The 14,808-nt window shown below is 61.5% G+C and carries 16 protein-coding genes and 1 tRNA gene; 15 read left to right on the plus strand and 2 right to left on the minus strand.

What is annotated here, in order from left to right:
• Positions 1 to 3: 3 nt before the first annotated feature.
• Complete coding sequence (locus tag K3175_RS01295; protein ID WP_221541568.1) at positions 4 to 456, minus strand: universal stress protein; 453 nt, start codon at positions 454 to 456, stop codon at positions 4 to 6.
• Between the two features lie 129 nt (positions 457 to 585).
• Between K3175_RS01295 and K3175_RS01300 the strand changes: the two genes are divergently transcribed.
• From K3175_RS01300 to K3175_RS01330, 7 genes are all read left to right on the plus strand, one after another.
• Positions 586 to 1,938: a pyruvate dehydrogenase complex dihydrolipoamide acetyltransferase gene (locus K3175_RS01300; RefSeq protein WP_221542311.1), complete on the plus strand. Its 1,353-nt coding sequence runs from the start codon at positions 586 to 588 to the stop codon at positions 1,936 to 1,938.
• The gene (locus tag K3175_RS01305; RefSeq protein WP_221541569.1) at positions 1,935 to 2,483 is read left to right on the plus strand and encodes a hypothetical protein; all 549 of its coding nucleotides are present in this window, start codon (positions 1,935 to 1,937) and stop codon (positions 2,481 to 2,483) included. Before K3175_RS01300 ends, K3175_RS01305 begins: the two co-directional genes overlap by 4 nt.
• A gap of 118 nt (positions 2,484 to 2,601) precedes the next feature.
• The gene (locus K3175_RS01310) at positions 2,602 to 3,081 is read left to right on the plus strand and encodes a hypothetical protein (protein ID WP_221541570.1); all 480 of its coding nucleotides are present in this window, start codon (positions 2,602 to 2,604) and stop codon (positions 3,079 to 3,081) included.
• A gap of 3 nt (positions 3,082 to 3,084) precedes the next feature.
• Complete coding sequence (locus tag K3175_RS01315; RefSeq protein ID WP_221541571.1) at positions 3,085 to 3,492, plus strand: acyl-CoA thioesterase; 408 nt, start codon at positions 3,085 to 3,087, stop codon at positions 3,490 to 3,492.
• Between the two features lie 294 nt (positions 3,493 to 3,786).
• Positions 3,787 to 5,199 carry a dihydrolipoyl dehydrogenase gene (gene lpdA, locus K3175_RS01320; RefSeq protein WP_221541572.1) on the plus strand — a complete coding sequence of 471 codons (1,413 nt, stop codon included), beginning with the start codon at positions 3,787 to 3,789 and terminating at the stop codon, positions 5,197 to 5,199.
• A gap of 40 nt (positions 5,200 to 5,239) precedes the next feature.
• Positions 5,240 to 7,093 carry a cation:proton antiporter domain-containing protein gene (locus K3175_RS01325; protein ID WP_221541573.1) on the plus strand — a complete coding sequence of 618 codons (1,854 nt, stop codon included), beginning with the start codon at positions 5,240 to 5,242 and terminating at the stop codon, positions 7,091 to 7,093.
• Between the two features lie 110 nt (positions 7,094 to 7,203).
• Complete coding sequence (locus K3175_RS01330; RefSeq protein ID WP_221541574.1) at positions 7,204 to 7,380, plus strand: hypothetical protein; 177 nt, start codon at positions 7,204 to 7,206, stop codon at positions 7,378 to 7,380.
• A gap of 1 nt (position 7,381) precedes the next feature.
• On the opposite strand, the gene K3175_RS01335 is transcribed toward K3175_RS01330, so the two are convergent.
• A tRNA-Ser gene (locus tag K3175_RS01335) sits at positions 7,382 to 7,471 on the minus strand.
• 126 nt (positions 7,472 to 7,597) lie between these two features.
• On the opposite strand from K3175_RS01335, the gene K3175_RS01340 reads away from it, so the two are divergent.
• From K3175_RS01340 to K3175_RS01375, 8 genes are all read left to right on the plus strand, one after another.
• A complete protein-coding gene (locus K3175_RS01340; RefSeq protein WP_221541575.1) occupies positions 7,598 to 8,617 on the plus strand; it encodes a lytic murein transglycosylase in 1,020 nt (339 codons plus the stop codon).
• 202 nt (positions 8,618 to 8,819) lie between these two features.
• Positions 8,820 to 9,896 (plus strand): D-alanyl-D-alanine carboxypeptidase family protein, encoded by a 1,077-nt coding sequence (locus K3175_RS01345; protein WP_247710613.1) that lies wholly within the window; start codon positions 8,820 to 8,822, stop codon positions 9,894 to 9,896.
• Positions 9,893 to 10,534 carry a dTMP kinase gene (gene tmk / locus K3175_RS01350; RefSeq protein ID WP_221541577.1) on the plus strand — a complete coding sequence of 214 codons (642 nt, stop codon included), beginning with the start codon at positions 9,893 to 9,895 and terminating at the stop codon, positions 10,532 to 10,534. The genes K3175_RS01345 and tmk overlap by 4 nt, the downstream gene beginning before the upstream one ends.
• The gene (locus tag K3175_RS01355; protein WP_221541578.1) at positions 10,531 to 11,478 is read left to right on the plus strand and encodes a DNA polymerase III subunit; all 948 of its coding nucleotides are present in this window, start codon (positions 10,531 to 10,533) and stop codon (positions 11,476 to 11,478) included. Before tmk ends, K3175_RS01355 begins: the two co-directional genes overlap by 4 nt.
• The gene (gene metG / locus K3175_RS01360) at positions 11,471 to 13,030 is read left to right on the plus strand and encodes a methionine--tRNA ligase (RefSeq protein WP_221541579.1); all 1,560 of its coding nucleotides are present in this window, start codon (positions 11,471 to 11,473) and stop codon (positions 13,028 to 13,030) included. The genes K3175_RS01355 and metG overlap by 8 nt, the downstream gene beginning before the upstream one ends.
• Complete coding sequence (locus K3175_RS01365) at positions 13,030 to 13,806, plus strand: TatD family hydrolase (protein ID WP_221541580.1); 777 nt, start codon at positions 13,030 to 13,032, stop codon at positions 13,804 to 13,806. Before metG ends, K3175_RS01365 begins: the two co-directional genes overlap by 1 nt.
• On the plus strand, positions 13,803 to 14,570 hold the full coding sequence (locus K3175_RS01370) for an MBL fold metallo-hydrolase (RefSeq protein ID WP_221541581.1): 768 nt from the start codon (positions 13,803 to 13,805) through the stop codon (positions 14,568 to 14,570). The genes K3175_RS01365 and K3175_RS01370 overlap by 4 nt, the downstream gene beginning before the upstream one ends.
• On the plus strand, positions 14,567 to 14,752 hold the full coding sequence (locus tag K3175_RS01375) for a hypothetical protein (RefSeq protein WP_221541582.1): 186 nt from the start codon (positions 14,567 to 14,569) through the stop codon (positions 14,750 to 14,752). The genes K3175_RS01370 and K3175_RS01375 overlap by 4 nt, the downstream gene beginning before the upstream one ends.
• Positions 14,753 to 14,808 lie beyond the last annotated feature (56 nt).

The raw sequence follows: 14,808 nt of genomic DNA on the forward strand, positions 1-14,808 counted from the left end.
GGGTCACGCCAGCTCGTCCAGCCTTTCCTTCGAAAGATTGCCCGGCACCAGATAGAGCGGGCAGGGCAGGCTGGCCGCGCGGGCGGCGAAATGCGCCACCAGCGGATCGTTGCCTCCTTCCGTGGCCGTGCCCAATACCAGCGCGGCCACTTCGCCATTGTCCTCGAGATATTTGGCGATCACATCGGCCGGCGCCCCGGGCCGGACCGCGATCACGGGGCGCTTGCCCATTTCCCCGAAAATATTGCCCGCGGCATTGTTCGCCATGACCTCGGCTCGCTCGCGTGCTTCCTGTTCGATCGTGGCTTGCACACCGCCGAAGGCATTGAAGGTCTGCTGCGGTACGAGTGCGAGGATATGCACCGATCCGCCGGTCTTCATGGCGCGCAGCGAGGCGAACCGCAGCGCCTGCTTGGCTTCTTCGGTTTCGTCCATGACGACGAGATAAATACGCATGGGTCCGGCTCCCTGTTGTGGAAGCCGGTTACAAGCTAATTCGTATTCTACGCAAGGACCTTGCGGGGGCGGCGCAAATTGGCCAGAGACCACCGCAACACATTACCCAGCGAGGACGTAACGTCACCAATGCCCACGCCGATCAAGATGCCCGCCCTGTCGCCCACCATGGAGGAGGGGACCCTCGCCAAATGGCTGGTGAAGCCGGGTGATACCATTTCCGCCGGCGATATCATGGCGGAGATCGAAACCGACAAGGCGACGATGGAATTCGAAGCCGTGGACGAAGGCACGCTCGCCTCGATCCAGATCGAGGAAGGCACCGAAGGCGTAAAGGTCGGCACCGTGATAGCCATGCTCGCCGAAGAGGGCGAGGACGTGGAAGAAGCCGCCAAGGCCGCGCCTTCCGGCGACAAAGCAGAAAGCTCGTCCGACGACGGGAAGGTCGAGGCCGAAAAGCAGCAGCGCGAGGAAAAGGTCGAGCAGGAAGAAAAACGGACCGAGAAATCGGCTTCCTCTCCATCGCCGGCGCCTGCTCCCGCAGCCACCGGCTCCGCTCCGGCGGCCCCCACCGATGACGATGGCAAGCGCATCAAGGCCTCGCCGCTCGCGCGCCGCATCGCCGAGCAGAAGGGCCTCGACCTTTCGGGCATAACCGGTTCCGGCCCCAATGGCCGGATCGTGAAGGCCGACGTCGAAAACGCCAAGCCCGGCGCGGCAGCACCCGCCAAGGAAAGCGCCGCACCCGCACCCAGCGCCCCGAAACCGGCATCGCAGGGCGGCGATCTCGATGCGCCTTACGAAGCGACCAAGCTCAACAATGTCCGCAAGGTCATCGCCAAGCGTCTCACCGAGGCGAAGCAGACGATCCCGCACATCTACCTCACCGTGGACGTGCGCCTCGATGCGCTGCTCAAGCTGCGCGGCGAACTCAACAAGAGCCTCGAGGCGGACGGCGTGAAGCTTTCGGTCAACGATCTCCTGATCAAGGCGCTGGCCCGTGCGCTCCAGCGCGTGCCCGCTTGCAACGTCAGCTTCCAGGGCGACGAGCTGTTCCAGTATTCGCGCGAGGATATCTCGGTCGCCGTGGCCGCGCCTTCGGGCCTGATCACGCCGATCATCCGCGATGCGGGCAAGAAGGGTCTGGCCCAGATCAGCACCGAGATGAAGGAACTGGCGGGCAAGGCCAAGGACGGCAAGCTGCAGCCGCATGAATTCCAGGGCGGCACCGCTTCGCTCTCCAACCTCGGCATGTTCGGCACCAAGCAGTTCGACGCCGTGATCAACCCGCCGCAGGCGATGATCCTCGCCGTCGGCGCGGGCGAGCAGCGCCCCTGGGTGATCGACGGCGCACTGGGCGTCGCCACCGTGATGAGCGCCACCGGCAGCTTCGACCATCGCGCCATCGACGGCGCCGACGGCGCGCAGCTGATGGAAGCCTTCAAGCAGCTGTGTGAAAACCCGATGGGACTTTTGGTATGAAGACGAACCTGTTTGGCATTCTGACCGCAGCCGCCAGCCTGAGTCTTGTGGCTGCCTGTTCCGATGCGAATGCGCCCGCCGAAACCGATACGGCGGCAGATAGCGAAGCGACGGCAAATGCGGCTGAGACTGCTGCTGCAGAACCGGCCGCCGATGCAGAACAGCCAGCCATGCCCGAAGGTCCGCTCGCCGACGGAACATGGAAGGTGGTCGAAACCCGCCTCACGCGGCCGAACGGCGTCTCCGCCATCGGCGATGCCGAACTGGCAGCTGCGCGCAATCTTTCGCTCTCGGTCACACCGTCCAGCATCAGCTGGCAAGGCGACGCGATTTCCGGCCCGCTGAAGGGTTACGGCTTCGATGCGACATGCGCCGGTCCGATCCGCAATCCCGAAGCGCAAGGCGGCTTCGCCCTGCGCTGCGATGACGGAGAGACCTTCGGCCCCGCCGTGTCCGGCACTCCCGCTTTCGCGCAGAATACGGATGGCACGGTTACGGTAAACTGGTTCGACGGTATCACGCTCGTCCTGCGCAAGGACGGCTGAACCGGTGATTGGGGCCGCTCACGCCCGTTCGGCGACGCGGCCCACGACCCGAAGCCTATCGCGGAGCGTGCCGGGTCATAGACCCGGATCCCGCCGAAGAATTTCCGGAGTTGATGCCATGAAATACGCCGTTCCTGCCATTGCTCTTTGCTTTCTCGCTGCCTGCTCGCAGCCGCAGGAAGAAGGTGCTGCGGCCGATGACGCGCCGGCCGCTACTCCGGCAGAAAGCGCCGCGCCTGCCGAAACCGCCTATGACGGCCCGATTCCCATGCCGATCCGGATCGGCGGCGACGGGCCGGATTTCGACGCCTGCGGCACCTATGCCGAAGTCGCCGAGTATGACGCCGCTGGCGAAGACAAGCCCTATGTGCACGACGCGCCCAGCGCTTCGACCAAGGTGCGTCACACGCTCTCGCCCGCGCAGGGCGTGCAGATCTGCGCCAGCGAAAACGGCTGGAGCGGCATCGTCTATCCGGGCGACGGGCAGACTGCCGCCGATTGCGGCACCGGCAGCCCGGTCGCGTCCGAAGAGAATTACACCGGTCCTTGCAGGCAGGGCTGGGTTGAAGAGCGCTATTTGGAAATGATTGCAGGCTGATCGATGGAAACCCGTACCCCCCTTATCCGCGTCACGGCCATGCCGACCGATCTCAACCCCTATGGCGGGGTGTTCGGCGGGTGGTTGATGAGCCAGATGGCGCTCGGCGCAGGCTCGCTCGCAAGCCGCGAGGGCGAGGGCAAGGCGGTGGTCGTCTCGGCCACGGATTTCGCCTTCCCCGGCGCAATGCAGGTGGGCGACGAGCTCTCGGTCTATTGCGAGGTCCTCGCCACTGGCAACACTTCGCTCACCGTGGCGGCAGAGGCGATCGCGCGCACCCGCAACGGCGCGGCGGAAACCAAGGTCGCGCAAGGCACCTTCAAATTCGTCCTCCTCGATGATGATGACAAGCCGCGCCCCGTCCGCATGTCGGCGGAGGCGGCCAATCCCGTGCCCGAGAACGATGCATGAGCGCTTTCCTACACACGCGCGGAAATGGTAGCACAGGCGCATGTCACGCGCGCCGGCCCTCCCCGCAAAGCCTGCAAATCCGCCGCTTTTGCGAGAGGGAGTTTTATCCTCAGGACACTGTCAACTGTGTCAACTTGCTTCAGGGTGCGCACCGCGAAGCTGAACATGGGCAATGGGCGAATCGTGACTCCGGTGTGTCCGATCCGCGCGATAATTGCCTTCTTTGGCGCGGCGACAGGCTTGTTCCGCGCCGCCGCGCGCTTGTTGATTGCTGAATAGAGTAAGGAATACCCCTTGGCTGATAATTACGACGTCATCGTTCTTGGCTCCGGCCCCGGCGGCTATGTCGCGGCGATCCGCTGCGCGCAGCTGGGCCTGAAGACCGCCATCGTCGAACGCGAACTGCTTGGCGGCATCTGCCTCAACTGGGGCTGTATCCCGACCAAGGCGCTGCTGCGTTCGGCGGAAATCCTGCATTATGCGCAGCACGCCAAGGATTACGGCCTCAAGATCGCGGGCGAGATCGAGGCCGATCTCGATGCGGTGGTGAAGCGCAGCCGCGGTGTCGCCAAGCAACTTAATCAGGGCGTCACGCACCTGATGAAGAAGAACAAGATCACGGTGCACATGGGCACCGGCACGCTGACCGGCCCCACCAGCCTGACCGTGAAATCGGACAAGGGCGAGGAAAAGCTCACCGCCAAGCATGTGATCGTCGCTACCGGCGCGCGCGCGCGCGACCTGCCCTTTGCCAAGGCCGATGGCGAACGCGTGTGGACCTATCGCCATGCCATGACGCCCAAGGAAATGCCGAAGAAACTGCTGGTCATCGGATCGGGCGCGATCGGGATCGAATTCGCCAGCTTCTACAACGACATGGGCGTCGATGTGACCGTGGTCGAAATGCTCGACCGGATTGTGCCGGTGGAAGACAAGGACGTGTCCGCCTTTCTCGAGAAGAGCCTGACCAAGCAGGGCATGACGATCATGACCGGCGCGGGGGTCGAAGACCTGAAGGTCACCGGCAGCGGCGTGAAGGCGAAGATCAAGGACAGCAAGGGCAAGGTCTCCGAAACCGAGTTCACCCACTGCATCACCGCCATCGGCATCGTGCCGAATACCGAGAATGTGGGCCTCGAAAAGCTGGTCGAAATGGACCGCGGCTTCATCCAGATCGACGATTACGGCCGCACCAAGTCGAAGGGCCTGTGGGCCATCGGCGACTGCACGCCGGGGCCGTGGCTGGCGCATAAGGCGAGCCATGAAGGCGTCACCTGCGCCGAAGCCATCGCGCAGGAACTGGGCAAGAAGGATCTTCATCCGCACCCGCTCGACCGCAACAACATCCCGGGCTGCACCTATTGCCACCCGCAAATCGCCAGCGTCGGCCTGACCGAAGCGAAGGCGAAGGAAGCCGGTTACGAGGTGAAGGCCGGTACCTTCCCTTTTATCGGCAACGGCAAGGCCATCGCGCTGGGCGAGGCGGAAGGGTTCGTGAAAACCGTGTTCGATGCCAAGACCGGCGAATTGCTGGGCGCGCATATGGTCGGCGCGGAAGTCACCGAGATGATCCAGGGCTTCGTCGTCGGCAAGACGCTGGAAACGACCGAGGCGGAACTGATGCAGACCGTCTTCCCGCATCCCACGATCTCCGAATCCATGCATGAAAGCGTTCTGGCCAGCTACGGACGCGCATTGCACGTCTAGGCCAGAATGCACGAAAACGGAGCGGGGCGAGTGACTTAGGATGACCGGTTTCCTGATCCTCGCCTTCCTCATCCTCGTTGCGGGCGTGGTGGCAGTGCCGCTGGCAAGCCGCTTCGGGCTGGGTTCGGTGCTCGGCTATCTGCTGGCCGGGATGGCGATCAGCCCGCTGCTCGTGGCGCTGCGCGTCGATGTCGAGGCCTTGCAGGTCTTCGCCGAATTCGGCGTGGTAATGATGCTGTTCATCATCGGGCTGGAGATCGAGCCGCGGCGGCTGTGGGCCATGCGCGGCAAGCTGCTGGGGCTGGGCGGCGGGCAGGTCCTGCTGACCACCCTGGGCATCACCGGCCTTGCGCTGATCGATGCGCAGCCCTGGCAGACGGCGCTGGCGATCGGCATGGTGCTGGCGCTGTCGTCGACCGCCATCATCGTCCAGACGCTGACCGAAAAGAAACTGATGGGCAGCGAGGGCGGGGAGGCCAGCTTCTCGGTCCTGCTGGTGCAGGATGTGGCGGTTATTCCCATCCTTGCGCTGCTGCCGCTGCTCGCCCTGCCGGACCTCTATCCCGCGGCAGCCGGGCATGGGGAGAGCGCGCATGGCGGGCTCGACCTGACCGGGCAGATGCCGATCTGGCTCGCCGCAGCAACGCGGATTGCCGCGGTCGCCGCCGTGGTCGGCATCGGGATCTACGCCATCCGTCCGCTGTTCCGCTATATTGCCGCCGCCCAGCTGCGCGAATTGTTCACCGCCGCCGCGCTGGTCGTGGTGATCGGCATCGCCCTGCTGATGTCGCTGGTCGGCCTGTCGCCCGCACTGGGCGCCTTCATCGCCGGCGTGGTTCTGGCGACCAGCGAATATCGCCACGAACTCGAAAGCGACATCAACCCGTTCAAGGGCCTGCTGCTCGGCCTGTTCTTCATCACCGTGGGGGCCAGCATAGATTTCGCTCTGGCGGAGCAGGTCTGGCAAACCGTGGTGCTGGGGGCAGGGATCATCATTGCGGCCAAGTTCGCGGTGCTCTTCGCGGTGGGCTGGCTCTACGGCCTCAGGCGGCAGGCGCTCTGGCTGTTCTGCCTCAGCCTGCCGCAGGCGGGCGAGTTCGCTTTCGTGCTGATCTCCTTCGCCGCGGCGAATGCGGTCTTCCCCGAAGCGATGGCCGACATGCTGCTGCTGGTCGTGGCGCTCACCATGCTCGCCACGCCGCTGCTCTTCATCCTCTACGACAAGGTGATCGCGCATGCGCTCTGCGAAGGGGAGGGGCCAGAGGCGGATGTGATCGAAGAGCAAAATCCGGTCATCATCGCGGGCCGCGGCCGTGTGGGCGGGATCGTTGACCGGATGATCCAGGCCGCCGGCTATTCCACCACCGTCATCGATTATGACAGCAAGCAGCTGGAAGTTGCCCGCAAATTCGGCCTGCGGACCTATTTCGGCGATGCCACGAGGCCCGACCTGCTCGATTCCGCCGGCATCGCCAGGGCAAAGTTGCTGGTGGTCGCGCTGGACGAGCGTGAGCAGATCGACCGCCTGGTCAAATATGTGGTGAAGAATCACCCGCAGGTCCACGTCGTCGCCCGTGCGATCGACCGCAGCCATGTCTACGATTTGTGGTATTACGGCTGCCGGGACATCATCCGCGAAACCTACGACAGCAGCATCCGCATGGGTCGCTCCTCTTTCGAGGCGCTGGGCATGAACGCAGCGCAGGCGCACGCTTCGGCCGATGCCTTCGAGGAAATGGACCGCAAGTTCATGCCCGCCATCGCCGATCTCTACGATCCCGACATTCCCTATGCCGAGAACGAGGCCCTGATCGCCCGGGTCCGGCAGCTGCGGGATGATTGGGATCCCATCCTGCGCGAACAGATGATCGAGATATTGCGCCACAACCATTGAGCGACCGGTGATCGCCTCTCGCGGCGTTTCACCGTAAATTCAAAGCTCTTCGGCTTGGCGACCGGCAACTTCCTCTCGCTGCTGCGTTGGGTATGCAAAGGAGAGATATCATGGAATTCGAAATAGCCGACGAACCGCAGGGTATCGATGAAGACGATGAAAATACGGCCGATGGCGGCATCGTGGAAGACCATCGCGCGCTGAAGAATCAGTCGAGCGTGAAGCCGCAGGATTATCCGAAGGCCGATCGCAAGGGCGCCGATCTTACCGGAACCCAGCAGAAATAGCTGGCGGACAGGGTGGGATTCGAACCCACGAAGGGCTTGCACCCTTGCCGGTTTTCAAGACCGGTGCATTCAACCGCTCTGCCACCTGTCCGCGAGCGAAGCGCTTGCTAGACAAACATAACCGGCCTGTCACGCCAATATCGGAACCGTGGCAGGCCTTTTTGCGTAAGCCCTTCATGACACTTGCCATTCAGCTTGAGCCTGCGACAGATCATCTATGAAATTACGAAACCTCTTTCTCGCCGCTTCGGCTTCACTTCTCGCACTTCCCGCTGCACCTGCGGCCGCACAGGACATGTCCTTCGACGCCTATATGCAGCTGCTGATCGCCCGCGCTCGCGCAGAAGGTGTAAGCGAAAATACGCTGCGCAGGATGACCGCCGGCCTCACGCCGAATCGCCGAGTGATCGAGCTGGACCAGAGCCAGCCCGGATCTTCGAGCGGGTCGGGCTATCCGCCGCTCGCTCCCTATATTTCTACCCACGTAGACAGCGCCAGGATCAACGGTGGCCGCCGTGAATATGCGAATTACCGCAGCCGCCTCGCCGGATTCGAACAGGAATATGGCGTACCCGGTGAAATCATGGTCGCCATCTGGGGGCATGAGACAGCATATGGCCGCGTGAAGGGCGGCTTCGACCTGTCGCAGTCGCTGGCAACGCTCGCCTGGGAAGGCCGCCGCCGCGAACTCTTCTCCAGCGAATGGGTCGATCTCATGAAGGTGGCCGACAAGGGCTATTCCCGCAGCGAATTGCAGGGAAGCTGGGCTGGCGCTTTCGGCAATCCCCAGTTCCTTCCGAGCGTGTATCTCAGGCTGGCAACCGATGGCGACGGGGATGGCCGCGCCGACATCATGAACAATAATGCCGATGCGCTTGCTTCCATCGCCAATTATTTCCGCGATGCCGGATGGCGCCCGGGCCAGCCATGGGGCGTTCGCGCTTCCGTGCCATCGGGCTTCGACATCGATCGCTATAAAAGCGAACTCAATGCGCCTGTCTGCCCGCGGGTCCATGAACGCCACAGTCAGTACAAGACTGTTGCCGAGTGGCGATCGCTGGGCGTGCAGCCGCAGCGGGCCTTGCCGCAGGATACGCTGGTGAGCCTGTTCCAGCCCGATGGCCCGGGTACACCCGCCTGGCTGCTGACCAGCAATTACCGCGTGATCCTCGAATATAATTGCTCCAACTACTACGCCATGAGCGTGGGATTGCTGGCGGACGAGATCGCGCGCTGATCGCCACCGTGGAAAGCGCGCGGTGGCTCTCGTCATCGCCGCTCTCCGTGATATAGAAGTCAGCCCAGTTAATCCGAGAGGAGAGCGCCGTCTCGCGGCGGCGCGAAACCCGTTGCGACAATCATTGCAAAATATCATTCTGGCCGCTTCCGTTGCGGCTCTGATACCCTCAAGCGCGATCGCTCAGGAGATGAAGAGGCCGATGCCTCCATCCCCCAGCGAGGCGCCGATCGCTTATCTGTTCGACGTCACCAGCGGCCAGATCCTCTTCGAACGCGAGGCTGATCGCCGTTTCATGCCCGCTTCAATCACCAAGGTGATGACGACCTTCCTCGCATTCGAATGGATGGAAGAAGGCAAGATTCTGCCACAGCAGAGCTTTTCCATCCGGCCGGAAGTCTGGAAGCGCTGGAATCAGGTCGGGTCCACCATGTTCCTGCCGCATGATGCGCGGGTTACGGTGGACGATCTGGTGCACGGCGTAACCACCGTCTCGGCCAATGATGGGGCAGCCGCGCTCGCCGACGGAGCTGCGGGATCGGTCGACAAATGGGTCGCCGCGATGAATGCCAAGGCCAGCGAGATCGGCATGCGTGACAGCCATTTCGGCACGCCCAATGGCTGGATGGATGAAGGTAATACTTTCGTCACCGCTCGCGACCTGACGACACTGGCCACGCAAATGCTGCGGCGCCATCCCTCGAAATATCGCCGTTACATCGGCCACCGCGAATTTACCTATAACGACATCACCCAGTCCAACCACGATCCGATCAGCGGCGTGGTGCCGGGCGCAGATGGCATCAAGACCGGCTTCACCAATCAGGCCGGCTACGGTTTTCTCGGCTCTGCTGAACGCAACGGGCGGCGGCTGGTCATGGTGGTCGCGGCAAGTCCGCGCGGCCGGGATCGCAACCGGGCTGCACGCGACCTGATCGAATGGGGCTTTTCGGCCTTTGACCAGCAGCGGCTCTTCGCTCCCGAAGCAGAGGTCGCCATGGCAGAGGTGCAGGGCGGCGACAGCACGCAGGTTGCGCTCGTCGCTCCTGCGGGGGTCTATGTCGATATCCCGGCCGGCGCCCATCGCGATGTGAAATTGACCGTGAATTATGAAGGTCCGGTTCGCGCGCCAATTCGCCAGGGCGAGCAGATCGCCATACTCACGGTCTCGATCGACGGCATGTCAGATTTCAGCGTCCCGCTCGTCGCGCGTGACACAGTCGATGAGGCCGGGCTTGGGCGCCGTATCCTAAACGGCGTCCTGGGCTGGATTACGTGACGCGCGGAAAGTTCATTGCCTTCGAAGGCGGCGAAGGGATGGGTAAATCCACCCAGGCCCGGCTTCTGTGCGACGCCCTGAAGCGGCGCGGTATCGAGGTCGTGGCGACGCGCGAGCCGGGCGGCACGCCGGGAGCCGAAGCCATTCGCGACTTGCTGCTCCACCCACCAGGGGAGGGGTGGGGGCCGCAGGCAGAAGCATTGCTGTTTGCGGCGGCGCGCGCGGACCATGTTCAGCGCCTGATACTGCCCGCACTGGAGCGTGGGGAATGGGTGGTATGCGACCGCTTCCTCGATTCCAGCAGAGCCTATCAGGGGGCTGCCGGCACTCTTGGTGATGATGCGGTTCGCAGGCTGCACGATGTTGGCAGTGCCGGTCTGCTGCCCGATCTGACCATCGTGATAGGAGCGGACAGCGCCGAAGTCTCACGTCGCCTGCGCGCCCGAGATGGCGAGATGTCTGACGCGATCGGCGGGCGCGATAGCCATTATCACGCCAGCGTAAATGCAGCCTTCGACACTTTCGTGGAAGCCGAGCCCCAGCGTTTTCTCCGTGTGAACGGCGACGGGACGGTTGAAGAGGTGCATGCTCGCCTCCTCGAAGCTTTGGCCCCGTTCCTGGCGGAAGCAGCGCGATGAGCCTTATCGGGCATGACGAGGCATGGAGCCAGTGGCGCCGAGCGTTGGACGGCAATCGCATGCATCACGCCTGGTTGCTGGCCGGCAAGAAAGGGCTTGGAAAAGCAAGCTTTGCGCAAGCGGCAGCGCGCCAACTTCTGGGCGGGGAAGGGGGGGCGGAACATCCCGACATTCTCACGCTGACATATGGCCCGAAGAACAAGGAAGAAGCGAAGAAGCGCGACGACGGCAAGCCCTTCGAACTCGCGCGCGGCATCAAGGTCGACCAGGTCCGCGACATTCAGCGCCGCCTCACAACAAGGCCAACGCTTGGCTCGAAGCGTGCAGTGATCATCGATCCCGCTGACGATATGGAAGTATCGGCATCCAATGCACTGCTGAAGAGCCTCGAAGAACCGCCGCAGGGAACATATTTCCTGCTGATCGCCCATAGTCCCGCGCGCTTGCTTCCCACGATCCGCTCGCGCTGTCGCACGGTCCGCTTTTCACCGATCGGCAAGGAAGCGATGGATGATCTCTTGCGCGACCTTGCCCCGGAAGCGGATATCGCTTCACGCGATGCTGCGATTGCCGCATCGTCCGGATCGCCAGGTTCTGCACTGACGTTTCTCAAATACGAGCTGGGCAAGCCCGCGCAGCTGATGCGCACAATCCTTGAGCAGGGAGACCGCGACTTCGTCCTACGCGGTCAATTAGCCGGTGCGATCGGTGCCAAGCAGGACATTCCGCGGCTGCAGGCGGTGCTCGGTCTGGCGCGGGCGATCTTATCGGAACGGATCCACCAGCATGCGGGAAATCCCGCCGGCCTGGTGGATACACACGCTGAACTCGTACGGCTGAGCGCAGAGCAGCCGACCTATAATTTCGATCCCGGTCTGCTTGGAATGGAAATCGGGACCTTGCTCGCACAAGCGGGCGCGGCTAGCGAACGCGGCAATGGCTGACCCTTATTACATAACCACCGCAATCCATTATCCCAACGGCAAGCCGCACATCGGTCATGCCTATGAAACGATTGCTGCCGATGTCATTGCGCGCTTCCAGCGTCTGATGGGCCGCGAAGTGCGGTTCCAGACAGGCACGGACGAACACGGGCTAAAAATGGCGCATAAGGCACGCGACCTTGGAAGAACTCCGAGGGAGCTAGCCGACGAGATGTCGGGTGCGTTCAAGGAACTCTTCGACCGGCTCGATATAACTTACGACCGCTTCATCCGCACGACCGATGAGGATCATCACAAGGCGAGCCGCGCGATCTGGCAAGCGATGGAGGCCAAGGGTGATCTGTACCTGGATCGCTACGAAGGCTGGTACTCGGTCCGCGACGAAGCCTATTACGACGAAAAGGAACTGATCGAAGGGGAGGCCGGCGAAAAGCTGTCTCCGCAAGGTACGCCGGTCGAATGGACCGAAGAGGAAACCTGGTTCTTCCGCCTGTCGAAATACGCCGATCAGCTTGTCGAATTGCTCAACAAGCCGGGCTTTCTGGAGCCAGTGAGCCGGCGAAACGAAATGATCGCCTTCATTGAAGGCGGTTTGAAGGACTTATCTGTCAGCCGCACCAGTTTCGACTGGGGCGTGAAAGTGCCCGGGCACGATAATCACGTGATGTATGTGTGGGTGGATGCGCTTACCAATTACATCACCGGGCTCGGCTATCCAGATGGCGGAGAAATGTGGGACAAATTCTGGCCCGCAAACCTGCATCTGATCGGCAAGGACATCGTCCGCTTTCACACGGTCTATTGGCCGGCTTTCCTCATGAGTGCCGACCTGCCCGTACCGCAGAAGGTTTTCGGCCACGGCTTCCTGCTCAATCGCGGGGTGAAGGAATCCAAGTCGGCAGGCAATGTAACGGACCCCAACGAGCTGGTGGACCTCTTCGGAGTCGACTCGCTCCGCTATTTCCTGATGGCCGAGGTGGTCTTCGGAAAAGACGGCAGCTATTCGGCAGAAGCGCTCGTAAACAAGGTCAATGCTGAATTGGCCAACAGCTTCGGCAATCTGGCGCAGCGCACGTTGTCGATGATCCACAAGAACATGGACGGCAAGCTCGAAGACTTCTCTCCAAATGGAGAGGACAAGTCGCTGCTCGCTATTGTGCGGGAGGCGTGTAACGTCACGTTGCCAAAGGAATTCGAGACGCTTAATTTCAGCGTCGGGATCGAAGCCTGGCTCAAGGCTGTGTTCGCCTGCAACGCCTATGTCGACGAGCAGGCCCCGTGGGCGCTGAAGAAGACAGATCCCGAGCGCATGAAGGCGGTATTGCAGACGCTCTTCCTTGCCATCCGTGACCTTGCCATCGCAATTCAGCCAGTCGTGCCAACAAAGTCTTCTGCAGTGCTCGACCAGCTTGGCGTGAAATCAGACGGTAGAAGCTATGCCGATTTATCGGATGAAGGATGGTTCACTGCACTGGTAGCGGCAGGCCACGTGATCGACAAACCCGTCCCGGCATTCCCGAGACTGGAACTTCCGGAAACAGAGGACAGCTGATGCTCGTCGATAGCCACTGCCACCTCGAGTATGAGGGCCTCGTAGATCACCAAGCCGAGGTCCTTCGCCGCGCACGCGAGGCCGGGGTAGGGGCGTTTCTCAACATCTCGACCAAGCGGGAAGAATGGGATCAGGTGGTTGGGACCGCGAACGCGCGACCCGACGTCTGGGCCAGTGTCGGCATCCATCCTCACAATGCCGATGATCATGCCGATCTGACCCGCGAAGAGTTATTGCGCGCGACCCAGAACGCGCGGGTCATCGGTATTGGTGAAACCGGTCTCGATTATTTCTACGATCATTCGGACCGTGCGCGTCAGCAACGGCTGTTCCGTCTGCATATCGATGTGGCGCGCGAGACGGGCCTGCCGGTCATCATTCATACACGCGATGCGGAGCCCGATACTCTCGCAATTCTAACTGACGAAATGGGCAAGGGTGCCTTCCCAGCTCTCATCCATTGCTTCACCGCATCGGCAGAATTCGGGGAAAAGGTCTTGGCGCTCGGCCTCTCTATCTCTTTATCTGGCATCGTAACTTTCAAGAATGCCAGAGCTTTGCAAGAAGTTGCCAAAAGCGTGCCCAAGGACCGGTTGCTTGTCGAAACTGACAGTCCTTTTCTCGCTCCGGTTCCACATCGCGGCAAAACATGCGAGCCCGGCTACGTTCGGGACACAGCTACTTTCATCGCCGGGCTGCGCGGCGAAACGGTTGACGATCTTGCCGAATACACGACGAGCAATTTCTACCGGCTGTTTTCAAAGGCAGCGGCATGAAACTGATCATGCTCGGATGCGGAACATCGACAGGCGTGCCGCGTGTTGGAAACGACTGGGGCGAATGCGATCCATCAGAACCCCGAAACCGCCGGTCACGCGTTTCCATTGTCGTCCAAAACGACTCCGGACAGCGTATTCTGGTAGATACGTCGACCGATCTAAGGGCCCAGCTTCTCGCCAACGACATCGGCAAGGTCGATGCCGTTTTTTGGACGCACGACCACGCGGATCATTGCCATGGTATCGATGATCTGCGGGTCATGAGGTACGATCGCAGCAATCCATTACCTGGGTTTGCGAGCCGGTTTACATGTGAGCGGCTGCGCCGCCGCTTCGACTACGTCTTCGAAGGGCAATTTGGCTATCCAACGCTGATTGAGCTCAAAGAAACTTCGCAAACCCAATTGGTTGCTGGCTTTTCTTTCGATGATGTCGAGATGCCTCATGGCCCGGTGCAAAGCACTGGCTTCCGCTTCGAAGCCGATGGGAAATCTCTGGTGTATGCAACCGACTTCAGCGAAATCACTCCAGGGATGGTGGATTGCTTCCGCAACTGCGATCTTCTGGTGGTGGACTGCCTGCGCGAGCGACCGCATCCTACCCACGCGCACCTCGATATGTCACTGGACCTCGCAAAGAAGTGCAAGGCGAAGGCGGTCGTCCTGACGCATATGGACAAATCGCTCGATTACAGAAGCTTGTGCGACAAGGTTCCTCAGGGAGTGACTGTCGGATATGATGGCTTGGAAGTCCGGTTATGAATGCCGGTCTGGGCGAAGTCGCTTGGGTCGCCATGATGGCGGCTCTAGTGATCGCTTATGTGGCTGGGATGAAACGCGATGATGGCTTGCGTGGAAATCAGATCATCAAAATGGCACTGATTTGGGTCGCCATTATCGGTGGAGCGTATGTCATTGTAAGCGGGGTGACTGGATGGTCCTGAGAACATGCCTCTCAAAACGTGTTATATTTAACATAATATATATTATCACTCTTCGA

This window comes from Qipengyuania aestuarii (assembly GCF_019711535.1).
Classification (GTDB): Bacteria; Pseudomonadota; Alphaproteobacteria; order Sphingomonadales; family Sphingomonadaceae; genus Qipengyuania; species Qipengyuania aestuarii.

What these genes read in the sequence shown, in the direction of transcription:
- K3175_RS01295 (WP_221541568.1), bottom strand. Translation starts at nt 456, where the DNA reads ATGCGTATTTATCTCGTCGTCATGGACGAAACCGAAGAAGCCAAGCAG.
- K3175_RS01300 (WP_221542311.1), top strand. Translation starts at nt 586, where the DNA reads ATGCCCACGCCGATCAAGATGCCCGCCCTGTCGCCCACCATGGAGGAG.
- K3175_RS01305 (WP_221541569.1), top strand. Translation starts at nt 1,935, where the DNA reads ATGAAGACGAACCTGTTTGGCATTCTGACCGCAGCCGCCAGCCTGAGT.
- K3175_RS01310 (WP_221541570.1), top strand. Translation starts at nt 2,602, where the DNA reads ATGAAATACGCCGTTCCTGCCATTGCTCTTTGCTTTCTCGCTGCCTGC.
- K3175_RS01315 (WP_221541571.1), top strand. Translation starts at nt 3,085, where the DNA reads ATGGAAACCCGTACCCCCCTTATCCGCGTCACGGCCATGCCGACCGAT.
- K3175_RS01325 (WP_221541573.1), top strand. Translation starts at nt 5,240, where the DNA reads ATGACCGGTTTCCTGATCCTCGCCTTCCTCATCCTCGTTGCGGGCGTG.
- K3175_RS01330 (WP_221541574.1), top strand. Translation starts at nt 7,204, where the DNA reads ATGGAATTCGAAATAGCCGACGAACCGCAGGGTATCGATGAAGACGAT.
- K3175_RS01340 (WP_221541575.1), top strand. Translation starts at nt 7,598, where the DNA reads ATGAAATTACGAAACCTCTTTCTCGCCGCTTCGGCTTCACTTCTCGCA.
- K3175_RS01345 (WP_247710613.1), top strand. Translation starts at nt 8,820, where the DNA reads ATGCCTCCATCCCCCAGCGAGGCGCCGATCGCTTATCTGTTCGACGTC.
- K3175_RS01355 (WP_221541578.1), top strand. Translation starts at nt 10,531, where the DNA reads ATGAGCCTTATCGGGCATGACGAGGCATGGAGCCAGTGGCGCCGAGCG.
- metG (WP_221541579.1), top strand. Translation starts at nt 11,471, where the DNA reads ATGGCTGACCCTTATTACATAACCACCGCAATCCATTATCCCAACGGC.
- K3175_RS01365 (WP_221541580.1), top strand. Translation starts at nt 13,030, where the DNA reads ATGCTCGTCGATAGCCACTGCCACCTCGAGTATGAGGGCCTCGTAGAT.
- K3175_RS01370 (WP_221541581.1), top strand. Translation starts at nt 13,803, where the DNA reads ATGAAACTGATCATGCTCGGATGCGGAACATCGACAGGCGTGCCGCGT.
- K3175_RS01375 (WP_221541582.1), top strand. Translation starts at nt 14,567, where the DNA reads ATGAATGCCGGTCTGGGCGAAGTCGCTTGGGTCGCCATGATGGCGGCT.